Origin of the sequence: Pseudoduganella danionis (assembly GCF_009720775.1) — a bacterium.
GTDB classification, from domain to species: Bacteria; Pseudomonadota; Gammaproteobacteria; order Burkholderiales; family Burkholderiaceae_D; genus Rugamonas; species Rugamonas danionis.
Genome location: NZ_WNKW01000013.1, coordinates 18759 through 34091 on the forward strand (window position 1 = coordinate 18759; position 15333 = coordinate 34091).

The 15333-nt window shown below is 63.0% G+C and carries 14 protein-coding genes and 1 riboswitch; of the genes, 1 reads left to right on the forward strand and 13 read right to left on the reverse strand.

Annotated features, from left to right (window positions below):
- Window positions 1-41: 41 nt before the first annotated feature.
- Window positions 42-1808, forward strand: coding sequence for an alkaline phosphatase D family protein (locus tag GM655_RS22030; protein WP_155436831.1), 1767 nt, complete (start codon window positions 42-44; stop codon window positions 1806-1808).
- Here the strand turns inward: GM655_RS22030 and GM655_RS22035 are convergent.
- The 13 genes from GM655_RS22035 to cobT form a co-directional block, all read right to left on the reverse strand.
- On the reverse strand, window positions 1776-3248 hold the full coding sequence (locus GM655_RS22035) for a cobyric acid synthase (protein WP_155436819.1): 1473 nt from the start codon (window positions 3246-3248) through the stop codon (window positions 1776-1778). The genes GM655_RS22030 and GM655_RS22035 overlap by 33 nt on opposite strands.
- 1 nt (window position 3249) lies before the next feature.
- Entirely contained in the window at window positions 3250-4122 is an 873-nt protein-coding gene (locus GM655_RS22040) for a cobalamin-binding protein (RefSeq protein WP_155436820.1), read from the reverse strand.
- Window positions 4119-5108 carry a threonine-phosphate decarboxylase CobD gene (gene cobD, locus GM655_RS22045; RefSeq protein ID WP_155436821.1) on the reverse strand — a complete coding sequence of 330 codons (990 nt, stop codon included), beginning with the start codon at window positions 5106-5108 and terminating at the stop codon, window positions 4119-4121. The genes GM655_RS22040 and cobD overlap by 4 nt, the downstream gene beginning before the upstream one ends.
- Window positions 5101-6066, reverse strand: a complete 966-nt coding sequence (gene cbiB, locus GM655_RS22050) for an adenosylcobinamide-phosphate synthase CbiB (RefSeq protein ID WP_371866926.1) — start codon at window positions 6064-6066, stop codon at window positions 5101-5103. Before cbiB ends, cobD begins: the two co-directional genes overlap by 8 nt.
- On the reverse strand, window positions 6060-6617 hold the full coding sequence (cobU, locus tag GM655_RS22055) for a bifunctional adenosylcobinamide kinase/adenosylcobinamide-phosphate guanylyltransferase (RefSeq protein ID WP_155436822.1): 558 nt from the start codon (window positions 6615-6617) through the stop codon (window positions 6060-6062). The genes cbiB and cobU overlap by 7 nt, the downstream gene beginning before the upstream one ends.
- Window positions 6614-7924 carry a cobyrinic acid a,c-diamide synthase CobB gene (locus tag GM655_RS22060; protein WP_155436823.1) on the reverse strand — a complete coding sequence of 437 codons (1311 nt, stop codon included), beginning with the start codon at window positions 7922-7924 and terminating at the stop codon, window positions 6614-6616. The genes cobU and GM655_RS22060 overlap by 4 nt, the downstream gene beginning before the upstream one ends.
- Window positions 7918-8544, reverse strand: a complete 627-nt coding sequence (gene cobO, locus GM655_RS22065; protein ID WP_155436824.1) for a cob(I)yrinic acid a,c-diamide adenosyltransferase — start codon at window positions 8542-8544, stop codon at window positions 7918-7920. The genes GM655_RS22060 and cobO overlap by 7 nt, the downstream gene beginning before the upstream one ends.
- Window positions 8541-9314 carry an ABC transporter ATP-binding protein gene (locus tag GM655_RS22070; RefSeq protein WP_155436825.1) on the reverse strand — a complete coding sequence of 258 codons (774 nt, stop codon included), beginning with the start codon at window positions 9312-9314 and terminating at the stop codon, window positions 8541-8543. Before GM655_RS22070 ends, cobO begins: the two co-directional genes overlap by 4 nt.
- A gap of 1 nt (window position 9315) precedes the next feature.
- Entirely contained in the window at window positions 9316-10338 is a 1023-nt protein-coding gene (locus GM655_RS22075; RefSeq protein WP_155436826.1) for a FecCD family ABC transporter permease, read from the reverse strand.
- Window positions 10339-10410: 72 nt separating this feature from the next.
- Window positions 10411-12258 carry a TonB-dependent receptor domain-containing protein gene (locus GM655_RS22080; RefSeq protein ID WP_155436827.1) on the reverse strand — a complete coding sequence of 616 codons (1848 nt, stop codon included), beginning with the start codon at window positions 12256-12258 and terminating at the stop codon, window positions 10411-10413.
- 127 nt (window positions 12259-12385) lie between these two features.
- A riboswitch (cobalamin riboswitch) is annotated at window positions 12386-12614 on the reverse strand.
- A gap of 9 nt (window positions 12615-12623) precedes the next feature.
- On the reverse strand, window positions 12624-13175 hold the full coding sequence (locus GM655_RS22085) for a histidine phosphatase family protein (protein WP_155436828.1): 552 nt from the start codon (window positions 13173-13175) through the stop codon (window positions 12624-12626).
- Between the two features lie 4 nt (window positions 13176-13179).
- Window positions 13180-13962: an adenosylcobinamide-GDP ribazoletransferase gene (locus tag GM655_RS22090; RefSeq protein ID WP_155436829.1), complete on the reverse strand. Its 783-nt coding sequence runs from the start codon at window positions 13960-13962 to the stop codon at window positions 13180-13182.
- A gap of 10 nt (window positions 13963-13972) precedes the next feature.
- A complete protein-coding gene (gene cobT, locus GM655_RS22095; RefSeq protein WP_155436830.1) occupies window positions 13973-15007 on the reverse strand; it encodes a nicotinate-nucleotide--dimethylbenzimidazole phosphoribosyltransferase in 1035 nt (344 codons plus the stop codon).
- Window positions 15008-15333 lie beyond the last annotated feature (326 nt).

The following is a 15333-nucleotide window of genomic DNA, read 5'->3' on the forward strand; positions in this document are numbered from 1 at the left end:
GGCGTAAGTTGGCGAGCATCGCAACCGCCGATGGAGTCATGATGACGATAGCCGCATCGCTTTCAGGCCGACGGGAGTTTCTCCGGCAGGTGGCATCGACGGCGGTACTGGGGGCCGGTTTGGCCGGCTGCAGCAGCCCCGCAGTCAATAGCGCGGAGCGGACGGCCCTGCAGTTTCTGCATGGCGTTGCGAGTGGCGACCCTTTACAGGACAGGGTGATACTTTGGACCCGGGTAACGCCGCCGGCGGAAACGGACAGTGCCGAGCCGGCAGTCTACTGGCAGGTGGCCACCGATGCGGCGATGCAAACGGTCGTCGCGCAGGGCAGCAGCACTACTTCGGCCGCGCGGGATTTTACCGTCAAGGTGGATGCTGCCGGCCTGCTGCCCGGCCATGTCTACTATTATCAGTTCATCGCCGAAGGCGTGCGCTCCGCCATCGGCCGCACCAGGACGCTGCCGCGCGCCGATGTGCGTCAGGTCAGGCTGGCGGTCTTCTCCTGTTCCAACTATCCGGCCGGTTTCTTCAATGTGTATGCCGATGCCGCACGCCAAAATGATATCGATGTCGCGCTGCATATCGGCGACTATATCTACGAATATGAGAGCACCGGCTATGCCAGCAGCCATGCGCAAGCGCTGGGGCGGGTGTCCGAACCGCGCGAACTATTGCTGCAGCTGGAAGACTACCGCCGCCGCTACGCCCAGTACCGTAGCGATCCCGATCTGCAGGCGCTGCATGCCGCGCTGCCCTTCATCACCGTGTGGGACGATCACGAGTTTGCCGATGACACCTGGCGTGATGGCGCCGTAGCCCATGAAGCACGCAAGCATGGCCCGTTCGCCCTGCGCAGACAGGCTGCCATGACGGCCTACCACGAGTGGCTGCCTATCCGCGCGCCGGAACCGGCCAGCCTGCAGAAGATTTACCGTTCCTTCGATTTCGGCTCGGTGCTGTCGCTGCACATGCTCGATACCCGTGTGGTGGGGCGCGATCAGCAGCTCATGATGTCGTCCTACTACGATCACCAGCGCCACTTCGATGCAGAAAAATTCCGCCATGATGTGGCGTCGCCGCGCCGCCAGATGCTGGGCAGCGAGCAGATGGCATGGCTGGAGCAGCAGGTGCAGCAATCGCAGGCACGCTGGCAGGTGCTGGGCCAGCAGGTGCTGATGGCGCGGATGGAGTATCCGCTGGCGATCGCCATGGGCCAGTGCAGCTGTACCGATTATGCAGCGCTGAAGCGGCGCGCGGCGCGCGATCCGGCGGCGCTGGGCAGACATGAGCAGGACTGGCTGGCTGCAGCCACGCTACCCTGCTATATGGATTCGTGGGATGGCTACCAGCACGACCGCGAACAGGTATTTGCCATGATGCAGCGGCACCGCAAGAATCTGGTGGTGCTGGCCGGCGATACGCACAATGCCTGGGCCAGTGATCTGCAGGATGCGCAGGGGCGCCAGATCGGCGTGGAATTTGCCACGGCTTCGGTGACCTCGCCGGGTATGGAGGGGGCGTATCGCGAGCGCGATCCGGAAGATGTGGCGGCCATGATGGTGGACCTGATCGCGCCGCTGTATTACGCCCAGACCAGCAAGCGTGGCTATATGATCATCACGGCCAGCCACGAGCAGGTGCGCTGCGACTGGCGCTTTGTCGATACCGTGCTGCAGCGCGAGTTCGAGGCGGCGACCGAGCGCAGCCTGCGCACCTTGCCCGGTCCCGGTAACCGCCGCATCGAGGAATGTGCGGGCAGTCAGCCCTTGCGGGCCGCTTCAGGTGCTGACATCGACACTATCGTTGCGTAGCACGCACAGGGCGTCGAGCAGGGGCTGGGCGGCGTCGGCCAGACGGTCAAGGCTGGCCTCTCGCAGTGCTTGCGTGTCCACCGCATGGTCACTGGCGAGGCCGGCCCAGCGCAGCAGGGCGCTGCTGGCCGAGGGGGTGTCGAACAGGCCATGCAGATAGGTGCCCAGCACCTGCCCGTCGACCGATAGCGCACCTTCGGCGCGTCCGTCGATGAAGAAGGCCGGCTGGCTGAGCGCCGCGCCGTGCGATTCGCCCATGTGGATTTCGTAGCCGGTCACGCCTGCCTGCTGCGCATCGAAGGCGCAGATGCCCTGCACCTGCTGCAGGCGCTTGTGGCTGGTCATTTCTGTTTCCATTTCCAGCAGGCCCAGTGCCGCCGAGCTGCCCGGCGTCCCCTCCACGCCTCGCGGATCGTGTACCTGTTGGCCCAGCATCTGGAAGCCGCCGCATATGCCTATCACTTTGCCGCCATAGCGCAGATGGCGCGCGATCTGCTGGGGCCAGCCCTGCTGCTCCAGCCAGGCCAGGTCGGCGCGGGTGTTCTTGCTGCCGGGGAGGATGATCAGGTCGGCCGGCGGAATCGGCTCGCCCTGACGGACGAAACGCAGGTCCACCTCGGGATGGGCACGCAAAGCGTCGAAATCCGTGTGGTTGCTCATGCGGGGCAAACTCGGCACGACGATGCGGAAGGCGCCGGCGTTGGCCTGGACTGCCTGCACCGCGTCTTCCGCATCGAGGAACAGGCCGTGCAGGTAGGGCAGTACGGCCAGCACCGGCTTGCCGGTCTGCTGTTCCAGCCACTCGAGTCCCGGTTCGAGCAGGCTGATGTCGCCGCGGAAGCGGTTGATGACGAAGCCGATGATGCGATGCCGTTCGCTGGGCGAGAGGCAGGACAGGGTACCCACCAGATGAGCGAAAACGCCGCCACGGTCGATATCGGCCACCAGAATCACGGGACAATCGACGGCTTCCGCAAAGCCCATGTTGGCGATATCGCGGTCGCGCAGATTGATTTCGGCCGGGCTGCCTGCCCCTTCGACTATCACGCTGTCGTACTGCTGGCACAGGCGCTGGTGTGATTCCAGCACTGCCTGCATGGCGATGGTCTTGTACTGATGGTAGTCGCGCGCATCCATCTCGGCGCGCACCTGGCCGTGGATGATGACTTGGGCGCCGATGTCGCTAGAGGGTTTGAGCAGGACGGGGTTCATGTCCGTATGCGGTGCCAGCCCTGCAGCGATAGCCTGCAGCGCCTGCGCGCGACCGATCTCGCCGCCATCTTCCGTAACCGCGCTGTTGAGCGCCATATTCTGCGGTTTGAAAGGAACCACCCGTATGCCTTTACGGCGCAACAGGCGGCATAGTGCGGCAACGATGGTGCTTTTGCCAGCATCCGAGGTGGTGCCCTGCACCATCAGTGTCGAAAAGGGAAAGCTCATATCAGTTCTTCCGGTGCTGGCGCGCCAGCTCGAGTTTTTCACACAGGGCGGCAGTGCCGGCCACCATGCGCGGACCGGCACGGTTCAGCAGTTCGCCATTGAGGGTGAACAGATTGTCGTTACGTACCGCCTTCATGGTGGGATAGGGGCGCCACAGATTGACGCCGCCATAGTTTTTTTCACTGGTGCCGAAAATGGCTTCAGGATCGGACTGCAGCACGGCTTCGATACTGACTACCGGGGCGGTGACTTTCAGATCGGCGAAGATGTTGACGCCGCCGCACAGGCGCATGGCATCGCTGACGATGGAGCTGCCGCTCAGCGTGTAGAGCGGCTTGTCCCAGACCTGATAGAACATGCGTACTGGCGGGCGGTTGCCATACTGTTTGGCCAGCGCGGCAAACTGGCGGCTGATTTCGGCCGCAGCGGGTTGGGCTACGCTTTCGGTGCCCATCAGCTGGCCCAGGCGCAGCACATTGTCGGCGATGCCTTCGAGTTTCTGCGGTTCGCTGTGGAATAGCGGTACACCGAGCTGGCGCAGGGTGTCGATCTGGCGCTCGGAACTGCCATGCATCCAGATCACGATCAGATCGGGTTTCATGGCGATCACGCGCTCCATGTCCACCAGCCGGTTGTCGCCTACGCGCGGCAGTTTTTTGGCTGCTTCCGGATAGTCGCTATAGGTGACGGCACCGACGATCTTGTCGCCACCACCGGCGGCATACAGCAGCTCCGTCACATGCGGTGCCATGGCGATGATGCGCTGCGCCGGCTTTTGCAGCGTGACCAGATTGCCATCGTCATCACGCACGCTGATGGCGGCTTGTGCGCTCGCCAGTTGTGCCAGTAGCAGTGCGGTAGTGAAGTACTTCATACGCTGTCCTTGTGGGTCCATAGGGTTAATGCTGTCTCCAGCCGCTGCCAGCCGGTTTCGTCGGGCGGCAGTCCTAGCCGGATGCCGCGTGCGGCGTGGGTGAACAGACGCACCCAGATACCCCGCTCGGCCATGTGCTGCCAGAAGGCTTCCGGCTGCGTTTCCGGCCACCACTGGAAAAGCGCTGTACCGTTGCTGGCGATGCCGTGACGGACCAGCAGTTGCTGCAGGCGTGCGCCGCTGCGGTGCAGATCGTCACGCGTGCGCTGCTGCCATGCGCTGTCGCGCAGAGCGTCCAGTGCGATCTGCTGGGCTGGTCCGCTGACGGTCCATGGTCCCAGCAGCGAAGCCAGCGCCTCCAGCAGTTCCGGCGCCGCAGCGACAAAGCCTAGACGGATGCCGGCCAGACCAAAGAACTTGCCGATGGAGCGCAGTACGATCAGGCCGGGCTGCTGGCTATGCGCTGCCACGCTGTGTTCGGGCGCGGTATCGCCGAAGGCTTCATCGACCACCAGCCAGCCGCCTCTTGCAGCCAGTTGTCCAGCCCAGCGCAGCAGGGTTGCTGCCGGCACCACGGCCCCGGTGGGATTGTTGGGATTACAGATCACCATGACATCGCTGTGTGCCACGGCCTGTTCCAGATCGGCGTAGGCGATCTGCGCCAGCGTGTGGCCGTGCTGCTGCCAGTGGTGCGCATGTTCGGCATACGATGGCGCGGAGACGGTAACGCGTGATGGTGCGCGCAGGCGCGGCAAAGCCTGTATGGCCGCCTGCGTGCCGGCTACGGGCAGCATCAGGGGCGCGCCGTAAAAATCGGCGGCCGCTTGCGCCAGTTCCGCCGAGGGCTCGGGTAGGCGGTGCCACGCATTCCCAGCGATAAGCGGTGCTGGATACCATTGGGGATTGATGCCGGTAGAAAGGTCCAGCCAGTCGTGCTGGCCGAAGCGTTGCGCAGCGGTGCGCAGGTTGCCGCCGTGTTCAAGCATGCTGGCTCCAGATCTGTGCGGCGTTGATCAGTACCGCCACGGTCAGCCAGAGCAGGGTGGTGTGGCTGACCAGCCGCCATGCGCGGAAGATGTCCGGACCGCTGGCGCTGGCGCCATCGCCCAGCTGGGGGCGCTGTTCCAGTACACCGTGGTAGATGGCCGCGCCACCGAGTTTGATGCCGAGGGCACCGGCGCCGCTGGCCATGACGGGGCCGGCATTCGGACTATCCCATGCCGGCGCCTGCTGCCGCCAGCAGCGCCACGCACGGCGCCGGGCCGATAGGGTGGGCGCCAGCACGGTGTAGCTTAGAGCAGTCAGGCGTGCTGGCAGATAGTTGAGGGCATCGTCCATGCGCGCTGCGCAGCAGCCGAACTGGCGCAGGCGTTCGGTGCGATAGCCCCACATGGCGTCGAGAGTGTTGGCCATGCGGTACATCACGGCACCGGGGCCGCCGGCCAGCATGAACCAGAACAGCGTGCCGAATACGGCGTCATTGCCGTTTTCCAGCAGCGATTCGATGCTGGCGCGGGTGAGCTCCTGTTCGCTGGCCTTGCTGGTGTCGCGGCTGACGATGCGCGCTGTCAGCTGGCGGGCCTGTGCCAGATCCTGCTGCGCCAGCGCGGTGGCGATGGGCAGATTGTGCTCGCCGAGGCTGCGCAGGCCCAGACTGAAATATAGCAGCACGGCATGGCAAGCCCAAAGTGCGTAGGAATGTGGCGCCAGCCACCACGTCAGGGCCGAAGCAGCGGCCGTGATGGGGATGACGGCCAGCAGCCACGCCAGCACGCCACGGCAGAATCGCAGCGCGCCCTGATTCAGGCGCCGCTCCAGTGCATAAGCCAGATTGCCGAAGCCTACCAGCGGGTGCCAGCGCCGTACTTCGCCCAGCAGCAGGTCGAGCAGCGCCCCTGCCGTCAGCAACAGCGTGATGGCACTCCAGTGCAGCCCTGTCAGCACGGCGCTCCTTTGAGTACCAGTGGCAGGCCGGCGGCGACCAGCACGGCACGGTCGCACAAGGCTGCCATGGCCTGATTCAGGCGACCCTGTTCATCCATGAAGCAGCGCGAGATGGCACCCATGGGCATGATGCCCATGCCCACTTCGTTCGAGACCAGTATTACATCGCTGCTGCAGCGGGTCAGCGCGCTAGCCAGCATGTCCTGCTGTTCGTGGAACAAGGGCGGCAGCGTGATGGTGCCGACTTCGGGATACTCTTCGCCGCTGCTGAAAAGCAGATTACCCAGCCACAGGGTCAGGCAGTCGACCAGTATCAGGCGCTCCGGTGCCGACCAGCGCAGCAGCTGATTGCCCAGTGCCAGCGGTTCCTCTACGGTGATCCATTCGACGGGACGGCTGGCGCGGTGGTGGCGTATGCGTTCGGCCATTTCGCTATCGCTGGCGCTGGCCGTGGCGATATACACCACTTCCTTGCCGGATTCGATGGCCAGCCGTTCGGCGTAGCTGCTTTTGCCCGAGCGTGCGCCGCCCAGTATCAGTGTGCGTGTCATGCTGCGCTCCCGCTAAAGAGGGCAGCAGTGGCTGCCGGATTGGATGGGAAATAGGCATGGAAATACGAGGCTGCCAGCGAGCCGTGGCGGTACCATGCTTCGCCCTGCAGGGCAGAAGGATGTTTGACGGTGTGCGCCGCCGGGGCGAGCGCCGTTTCCAGCTGTGAGTAATGGAAGGTGTGGCCGCGCAGATCACCTTGCGCAGTCGGCAGGGCCTGCAGGCCCAGACCGGACAGGCGCGCGCGCATGCTGACCGCACCGGGTAGCAGCGCTGCCATGGGCCAGCTATCGCCTGCCTGATCGGTCAGCGTTTCGGCCAGTGCCATCATGCCACCGCACTCCGCCACGATGGGCAGGCCAGCGGCATGGACGGCACGCATGGAGGCTTGCCAGATGCTGGCCTGTGCCAGCGTCTGAGCGTGCAGTTCGGGGTAGCCGCCGGGCAGATAGACGGCGTCGGCTTCGGCAGGAACGGGCTGGTTGGCCAGCGGCGAGAAGAACTTCAGTGTGGCGCCCAGTTCGCGCAGCACTTCCAGATTGTGCGGGTAAATGAACATAAAGGCCTGATCGCGCGCGACGGCAACGGTCCGTCCCGCCAGCAGAGGCGCGGTCGCCTGTGCCTGTGAAGGCTTGGCAAAGCGCACGGGCGGCATGGCATCCCAGGCCTGCTGATCGAATACCAGTTGCTCGGCCAGTTGGTCGAGCAGCGTATCGATATCGCTGACGTCATCCGGTAGCATCAGGCCCAGATGGCGTTCCGGTAGCGCGCGTGCCTGTTTCGGCAAAGTGGCGAACAAGGGAATGTCGCGCAGCGAGGCCGCCACCATGCGCGCATGGCCTACACTGGCGACGCGGTTGGCAATCACGCCTGCCAGTTGTACCGGACCGTAGTCGCGCAGGCCGTGTACCACTGCACCGGCAGTCTGCGCCATTGCTGCAGCATCGATCACTGCCATGACCGGTACGCCGAATGCGCGCGACAGATCGGCCGAGGAAGGCGTGCCATCGTACAGGCCCATTACGCCTTCGAGCAACAGCACGTCGGCTTCGGCCGCCGCCTGTGCCAGCTGGCGGCGGCACAGTTCTTCGCCTACCATCCACAGGTCCAGCGATCGCACGGTAGCGCCGCTGGCGCGCTCCAGTATCATGGGGTCGATGAAGTCCGGGCCGCATTTGAATACCCGCACGCGCTGGCCCTGTTGGACCAGCTTGCGCGCCAGTGCTGCCGTGATGCTGGTTTTACCCTGACCGGAGGCGATGGCGGAAACCAGTACGGCACGGGCCTCCACGTAGTCCTGCGTCACCATTCGGTGCCCGCCTGTGCGCCGATGCCAGCCTTGAAGGCATGCTTGACCACGTCCATTTCCGTCACTGTGTCGGCAATGGCTATCAGTTCCGGCGGTGCGCCACGGCCGGTAATCACCACGTGCTGCATGGGCGGACGGGCCAGCAGATCGCTGATGACGGTGTCCGCATCGAGGTAGCGGTACTTCAGCGCGATGTTGAGTTCATCGAATACCACCAGACCGATTTCCGGATCGGCCAGAAAACGTTTCGCCTGTTCCCATGCCTGCTCGGCTTTTTCAATATCGCGTTCGCGGTTCTGGGTTTCCCAGGTATAGCCTTCGCCCATGGAATGGAAGCTGACTTCTTCAGGGAAGCGGCGCAGGAACAATTCTTCGCCCGTCTGCATGGCGCCTTTGATGAACTGCACCACGCCGACCTTCATGCCATGGCCCATGGCGCGGATCACCATGCCGAAAGCGCTGGAGCTTTTGCCCTTGCCGTTGCCGGTGTTGACGATGATGATGCCTATCTGCTTGTCGGCCGCCGCGATCTTGGCGTCGATGATGGCCTTTTTGCGTTCCATGCGCAGGCGGTGGCGCTCGTTCAGCGCGTTGATGTCGTCGGTATTCGGTTCGGTCATGCTGGTGCCTCGGAAGGGATGAAGATGCTGCGGTTGCCGTGTTGTAGTACGTCGATGGGGTGACCCAGATAGCTGCTGAGGATATCGGCGCGCATGACTTCGGCGGTGGTGCCGGCCAGCCAGCTACCGTCGCCCATCAGCAGCAGCGCGTGGGTGGAAACGCTGTGGGCCAGTGTCAGATCGTGGCCCACCATGATGGCGGTCTTGCCCTGTTCGCGGCACAGGCGCGCCAGCAGGCTCATGACGCTGACCTGATGGGCCAGATCGAGTGCATTGGCCGGTTCGTCCAGCAGCAGCAGCGGGGTGTCCTGCGCCAGCATGGCAGCGATGGCCACGCGCTGGCGCTCGCCGCCGGACAGGGTGCGCACATCGCGCCGCGCCAGATCGTCGACTTCCATGGCAGCCAGCGACTGCATGGCGATGGCGTGGTCGTCGCTGCCTTCCCAGTAGCGGTTATCGTGGTAGGGGTGGCGTGCCGACAGCACGGTTTCCAGCACGCTGTAGGCAAAGGCATCGCTGCGGCTTTGTGCCAGGAAGGCGCGCTGGCGTGCCAGTTCTGCCAGTGGCCATTCGGCCAGCGTACGGCCGGCGATGGCGACCTGGCCGCTATCAGGCGCGCGCAATCCGGCCAGGGTTCTCAGCAAGGTGCTTTTGCCGGCGCCGTTGCGGCCGATGATGCTCCAGCACTGGCCGTCGCCTACCTGCCAGTCCAGCGCCGTCACCAGCTGGCGCTGGCCGGTTTTCAGGGAGAGTTGATGAGTGCTGAGCATATTATTTCCGCAGTCGGTGCAACTGGTACAGGAATACGGGTGCACCTATCAGTGCGGTGACCACGCCTACTGGCAGTTGCTGGGGCGCGATGATGGTGCGCGCCAGCGTATCGGCCAGCAGCAAGAAGGTACCGCCCGTCAGCGTTGCAGCTGGAATCAGCAGGCGGTGGTCAGGGCCGACGGCAAAGCGGCAGGCGTGCGGCACGATCAGGCCGACAAAGCCTATGCTGCCGGCGCTGGTGACGGCGCTGGCAGTGAGCAGGCCGGAGACAAAGAACAGGCCCTTGCGCAAGCTGCCCACCCGTATGCCCAGCGTTGCTGCCGCTTCGGCATGCAGCGCCATTACGTTCATGGAGCGGGCGCTACGCAGGGCAAATACCAGCGCGCCGGCTAGCACCACCCAAGGCAGGGCGCGCACGGGGGCGCCGGCCAGATCGCCTATCATCCAGAACACCATGCTGCGCAGACGGCTTTCCGGTGCGATCGACAGCATCAGTGTGACCAGTGCCATGCAGGCGGAAGACAGGATGACACCTGTCAGGAGCAGCAGCGCCGTGCCGCCTTCGGCTGCCGTGCCGCCGCGCAGATCGCGTCGGGCCAGCAAATACAGCATCATGGAGACGGTGACGGCGCCGGTAAAGGCAGCGCTATCGACCACCCAGATGGCGCAGGCAAACAGCAGGGCTGCCAGTGCACCGACCGAAGCACCTGCCGAGATGCCCAGTACATAAGGGTCGGCCAGCGGGTTGCGTAGTAGCGCCTGCATCATGACGCCGGCCAGCGACAGCGCTGCGCCGGTGACGAAAGCGACCATGGCGCGGCTCAGGCGCAGATCAAGTAGGGTAGCGGCCAGCGTCTGTGCCTGGCCGTGAGCCAGTTGGTTTAATGCTGCCGGTATGTCGGCCAGCGGTATCTGCACCGAACCCGTCATGCCGGAGAAAATCAGGCTGACCAGGGCGAACAGCAGCAATGCCGTCAGTATGACGCTGGCGCGCTGGCGTAGATGGTGTGGATTCGGATGCATGAACTACTTTCGGTTAGACGGGTAATCCGCCGGTTGCTCGCATGGGCTGCCGGCAGATTACACCATTGCGGCTTACTGGTAGCCGTAACGCAGCGCGGCGAACACCTTGCCCATAGGCGTGGTGTAGTTACGCGCCAGATCGTACTGTTTGTCGCCGACGTTATTCCAGCGCACCAGTGCCGACCAGTCGCGATTCAGTTGATAGCTGGCGTACAGATTGACCAAGCCGTAGCCGGGCAGGCGGGCTTTGTTGGCCGCATCGTCGAAGCGCTCGCCCGACAGATGCACTTCCACGCCTGCCTTCCAGCCAGCGCCGTTATAGTCGGCTGCCAGATTGCCGTGCTGTTTGCTACGGCGTGCCAGCTGCTTGCCGCTGGTTTCGTCTTTCGGATCCTGCCAGTCGGCGCTGGCGGAGAAGGTGTAAGCGCCCAGCTGCTGGCTGGCCGCCAGTGTCAGCCCTGCCAGTAAAGCATGGTTGATGTTGTAGGCGCAGCCATATTTGTAGGCGGGACCGACGTATGGGCAGGGCGTGGTATTGACCATCAGGTCCGTCAGGCGATTGCGGTAGTAGGTGGCGCTGAGCGAGCGGTCGTTCTGGTCATAGTGCAGGCCGATCTCGCCGTTTTTGCCCAGCTCCGGCTTGTTCGCGGCATTGCCATAGCCGGGGTAATACAGCTCGTTATAAGTTGGAGCACGGAAGCTGGTGCCGTAGCTGGCGCTGGCACGCAGGGCAGGGCTGAAGAAATAGCCATAACCGAGCGCCCCGGTATTCTTCGCGCCATAGATAGAACGGTCGCGGCGGATGCTGGCGTTGAAGAGCTGTTCGCCACGGCGTGCGTTATACGAAGCGGCAACCGAGTTGGTGATGCGCTGCGGGCTGGTGAGCTGGTAGCCGTTGGTTTCGACTTCTTCCTTGCGGCGTTCCAGCAGCAGTTGCAGTACGTCGCGGCCCAGCGTGATGTCGTTCTGCCAGCTCCAGCTGGTTTGCTTGGTGTTGATCTGCGAGTAGCCGGATGCTGCGGCGCTGGAATAGGTCGAGCCGTCGTCGCGCGTCTGGGCGACCTGCACTGCGCTGAGCCAGTTAGGCAGCAGCTGATTGTGGCTATAGAAGGCCACGCTATTGAGTGCCGCGATGGAGCGCACATCGAATGGCGCTGCGCCACTGTCGTACTGCGAGCTGAGCGAACCGTGCATCAGCTGGGTGCCGATTTCCTGTCCTTCGGCCCATTCGTAGCTCAGGCGCGCAGCGGCGTTCTGGCGGTCGTAGCCATCTTTGTCCGGATTGTAGGAGCTGCTGGCGGGGCGGGTGGCGGAGAAACCGTCCGACTTCTCTTTACCTGCGCTGATGGCGTAGCTGAAGCCCTGCAGGCTGCCTGCCACTGCTGCTTCGGCGGCGCGGGTGTTGTCCGTGCCGTAGCCGGCAGATGCCGTCAGCGTGGCAGCGCCTTGTCCCTTGCGGGTAAAGATCTGGATCACGCCGCCGATGGCGTCGGCACCATACAGGGAGCTGAGCGGGCCATAGACGATTTCGATGTGGTCGATGGCGCTGAGAGGAATCGCGCTCCAGTTGGCGGCGCCGGTGGTGGAGGAACCGATGCGCACACCATCGACCAGCACCACGTTCTGGTTGCTGTTGGCGCCGCGCAGGAACACCGTAGCATTGGTGCCGGAGCCGCCGGTGCGGGCGATTTCGATGCCGCGCTGGCGCTGCAGCAGGTCGATGATGGAGCCAGCACCCGACGCGGCGATCTGCTCGGCGCTGATGCTGATGGTGTCGCTAATGGCTTCGTTCAGTGCCTGCGGGGTGCGGGCTGCTGTGACGACTACGGTGGGTGCAGGTTCTGCGTGCAGAGTAGGGGTGGCCATAGCCAATGCCAGCGACGTCCATGCCGCCGGGCGGGTAATGCGATGTGAGTTCATGCTATTTTTCTGTTAGTAGCAACCGGCCGACATCCCCGTAGGCCAGAGGGAACAGAAGCGAGAAACGCAGGGTGAGGCTAGCCGGAGCAGCGTTGCTACTCGATCCGCTCGCGCACATCCCGTTCGCTCACTTCCACCTGTTCTGGCCGGTATCCGGGCTGACAAGTAAGCCGACTCACCTTCCCATGACTAGCACAGTGGTTATCCGAGGCGGTTTGTCGCATATGGCGTGCGACACTTGTTGACCGTTGCGGGGGCAGCACACGCAGGCTCTTTGCTGTTGGGCAGAGCTTCGTGTTTCCCGTTTAACTGCGCATCTGGACAGACGCGCGAGCACCAAAACCCCGCCATTATACGGGCTTTGTTCAGGTTTGCAGCAGCAAAGTGCTGCCATAGGCGATGTGGTGGGCTTGTTGTGCAGCTTCCAGTGCCATGGCCGCTGGTGCTAGTCCGCGCTGGCAGGCTTGCAGCAGACGGATGGTGCCGGCGTGGCAGATAACGATGGCATCCTGCTGCTGCGTGTGCCAGTGCTGGTAGAACGCTGCGACGCGCTGCGCCATCTGCAGCACGCTTTCGCCGCCGCCGGGCCGGTATTGCACTATGTCGGTAGCCCATGCATCGATCTCGTCACGGGCGATGTCGTCCCAACGTCGCAGTTCCCAGTGGCCGAAATGGAGTTCCGCCAGACGTGCATCGGGTATTGCAGGCGCGAGGTCCAGTGCTGCGGCCAGATGCTGCGCCAGTTGGGTACAGCGTTGCAGGGGGCTGGTGTAGAGCGCAACGCCACTCGGTAGCACGGCTGCCAGTTCGCTGGCTGTCTTTTTTAGCTGCTCGGTGCTGACGGCGATATCACTGCTGCCGTAGCAGATGCCCTGTTCGATCAGGGGCTGCGGGTGGCGTACCAATAGCAGGCGCATGGAGTTAAATATGCAGCGCCGCAGTGCTGCCGGTAGCCAGTAGTGCCAGATAGATGGTGACTTCGCTCAGCTGCTGGACAGCGCCCAGACAGTCGCCCGTGTAACCATCCAGACGCTGGTGGATTTTTCGGCCCAGCCAGAGGGTTGCGATTAGCGCAGCCAGCAGGCTGTAACCCAGAGCCGTCCATGTCAGCCAGCCGGTAGCGATCAGTAGCAAGGCGGGCAGCAGCGCAGTGATGCCGGCTAGCGCGAATTCGCTGTTATGCATGCTTTGCGCCAGTGGCTTGGCTTTGCCTTCTTCGCGGGCGTAACGCAGGCGCCAGATCAGCGATGTGGCCATCAGGCGGGAAATGGGATGGGTCAGCAGCAGCGCGCTGATGGCCATCGCTGGATCGAGCATGGCCAGGGTGCTGCACTTTAGAGCCAGCATGCAGACTATGCCGATCGCTCCGTAAGCGCCTATGCGCGAGTCTTTCATAATCTCCAGCACACGCTGGCGGGTCATGCCGCCGCCGAAGCCATCGCACATGTCGGCAAAGCCGTCTTCGTGAAAGGCACCTGTTGCGTAGATGGTCGCTGCAGTGGAGAGTACTGCGGCGACAGGGGCGGGCAGTAGCAGGGCTGCTAGGGCATATACGCCCGCGCCGATCAGTCCTACCACCACACCCACCAAGGGGAAGTAGCGCGATGCCTGGTTTAGCCATGCAGGGTCGAAGCCCACCCAGCCTGGTACGGGCAGGCGGGTAAAGAACTGCAGGGCAGTAAAGAACAGGCGGAGCTGGTGCATGGGCGCTACTTTACTCGGATTTTTCGCTGACCTGTGCGGACTCGAAGGTGGCCATCTGATTGACGAAGTTGGCCGCCGCGTGCAGCAGGGGCAGCGCCAGCGCGCAGCCCGTGCCTTCGCCCAGCCGCAGGCCGAGGTTGAGCAGCGGGCGAGCCTGCAATGCATTCAGCATCTTCTGGTGGCCCTGTTCGTTCGAGCAGTGGGAGAACACGCAGTAGTCGAGTATCGCCGGCTGCATACGGGCCGCCACTAGCAGGGCACTGGTTACGATGAAGCCGTCGATCAGCAGCACTTTGCGCAGTTCGGCCGCCTTCAGCATGGCGCCAGCCATCATGGCGATTTCTAGTCCGCCGAAAGTGGCGAGGATATCGAAAGGCGTTACAGCGCCCGAATGTCGGGCCACCGCCGCTTCGATAACGTGCTGTTTATGCAGTACGCCATCTGGCGAAAGCCCTGTGCCTGCACCGACGCACTCCGCCACCGGGATGCCAGTCAGTTTGTGCATCAGTGCTGCGGCAGCTGTGGTGTTACCGATGCCCATTTCGCCGAAGCCCACTACATTGCCTTTCAGTTCGGCTGCCAGTGCCATGCCCGCTTCCAGTGCGGCCGTGCAGGTTGCGTTGCTCATGGCTGCCTGCTGGGCGAAGTTGTGTGTGCCCTTGGCCAGCTTGCGATCGATGAGCCCATCACGTGGGCCGAAGTCGTGGTTCACGCCCGCATCGACTACATATAGAGCGCAGTTGTTCTGAGCGGCGAAGACATTAATAGCCGCGCCTTTGGCGAGGAAGTTTTCTACCATCTGCCACGTGACATCCTGCGGATAAGCGGAGATACCTTCGGCCACCACGCCGTGATCGGCCGCGAATACGAGGATGGCGGGATCGCTGATGCTGATCTGACGGGTGTTCTGTATCAGACCTATCTGTTTCGCCAGCGTTTCCAGTGCGCCCAGACTGCCGAGCGGCTTGGTCTTGTTATTAATAGCGCGATCGAGCTCTGCTGCGAGCGTCTCGTTGCGGGTGGCATGTATGGCAGGTGTCAACATTATGGTTTTTGCAAATTCGATGAAGCCGGTATTCTACCCTTGTCAGGCAGGGGATAGATTTGCTATAGTTCGCCCCCTCGCAAAACACGGCGCTCAGCGCCGAGTTGAACGAGGAAAAAGAAGGGGTTGACGAAACGATCTAAACGCTTCATACTCTTGCCTCTTCGCTGATGAACACAACGCTTCTCAGCAAGCAGTACCAAAGAAAAGTTCTTTAAAAATTCACAGTCGATAAGTGTGGACGTTTGATGAAAGTGCACACGAAGCTAGTCTTCGTGATACTTAAAAAATATCAAATGTTCACAAGAAATAAATGAAATAGGACG

Excerpts from the sequence above, each read along its gene's own strand:
- GM655_RS22030 (WP_155436831.1), top strand. The coding sequence starts at position 42 with ATGACGATAGCCGCATCGCTTTCAGGCCGACGGGAGTTTCTCCGGCAG.
- GM655_RS22035 (WP_155436819.1), bottom strand. The coding sequence starts at position 3,248 with ATGAGCTTTCCCTTTTCGACACTGATGGTGCAGGGCACCACCTCGGAT.
- GM655_RS22040 (WP_155436820.1), bottom strand. The coding sequence starts at position 4,122 with ATGAAGTACTTCACTACCGCACTGCTACTGGCACAACTGGCGAGCGCA.
- cobD (WP_155436821.1), bottom strand. The coding sequence starts at position 5,108 with ATGCTTGAACACGGCGGCAACCTGCGCACCGCTGCGCAACGCTTCGGC.
- cobU (WP_155436822.1), bottom strand. The coding sequence starts at position 6,617 with ATGACACGCACACTGATACTGGGCGGCGCACGCTCGGGCAAAAGCAGC.
- GM655_RS22060 (WP_155436823.1), bottom strand. The coding sequence starts at position 7,924 with ATGGTGACGCAGGACTACGTGGAGGCCCGTGCCGTACTGGTTTCCGCC.
- cobO (WP_155436824.1), bottom strand. The coding sequence starts at position 8,544 with ATGACCGAACCGAATACCGACGACATCAACGCGCTGAACGAGCGCCAC.
- GM655_RS22070 (WP_155436825.1), bottom strand. The coding sequence starts at position 9,314 with ATGCTCAGCACTCATCAACTCTCCCTGAAAACCGGCCAGCGCCAGCTG.
- GM655_RS22075 (WP_155436826.1), bottom strand. The coding sequence starts at position 10,338 with ATGCATCCGAATCCACACCATCTACGCCAGCGCGCCAGCGTCATACTG.
- GM655_RS22080 (WP_155436827.1), bottom strand. The coding sequence starts at position 12,258 with ATGAACTCACATCGCATTACCCGCCCGGCGGCATGGACGTCGCTGGCA.
- GM655_RS22085 (WP_155436828.1), bottom strand. The coding sequence starts at position 13,175 with ATGCGCCTGCTATTGGTACGCCACCCGCAGCCCCTGATCGAACAGGGC.
- GM655_RS22090 (WP_155436829.1), bottom strand. The coding sequence starts at position 13,962 with ATGCACCAGCTCCGCCTGTTCTTTACTGCCCTGCAGTTCTTTACCCGC.
- cobT (WP_155436830.1), bottom strand. The coding sequence starts at position 15,007 with ATGTTGACACCTGCCATACATGCCACCCGCAACGAGACGCTCGCAGCA.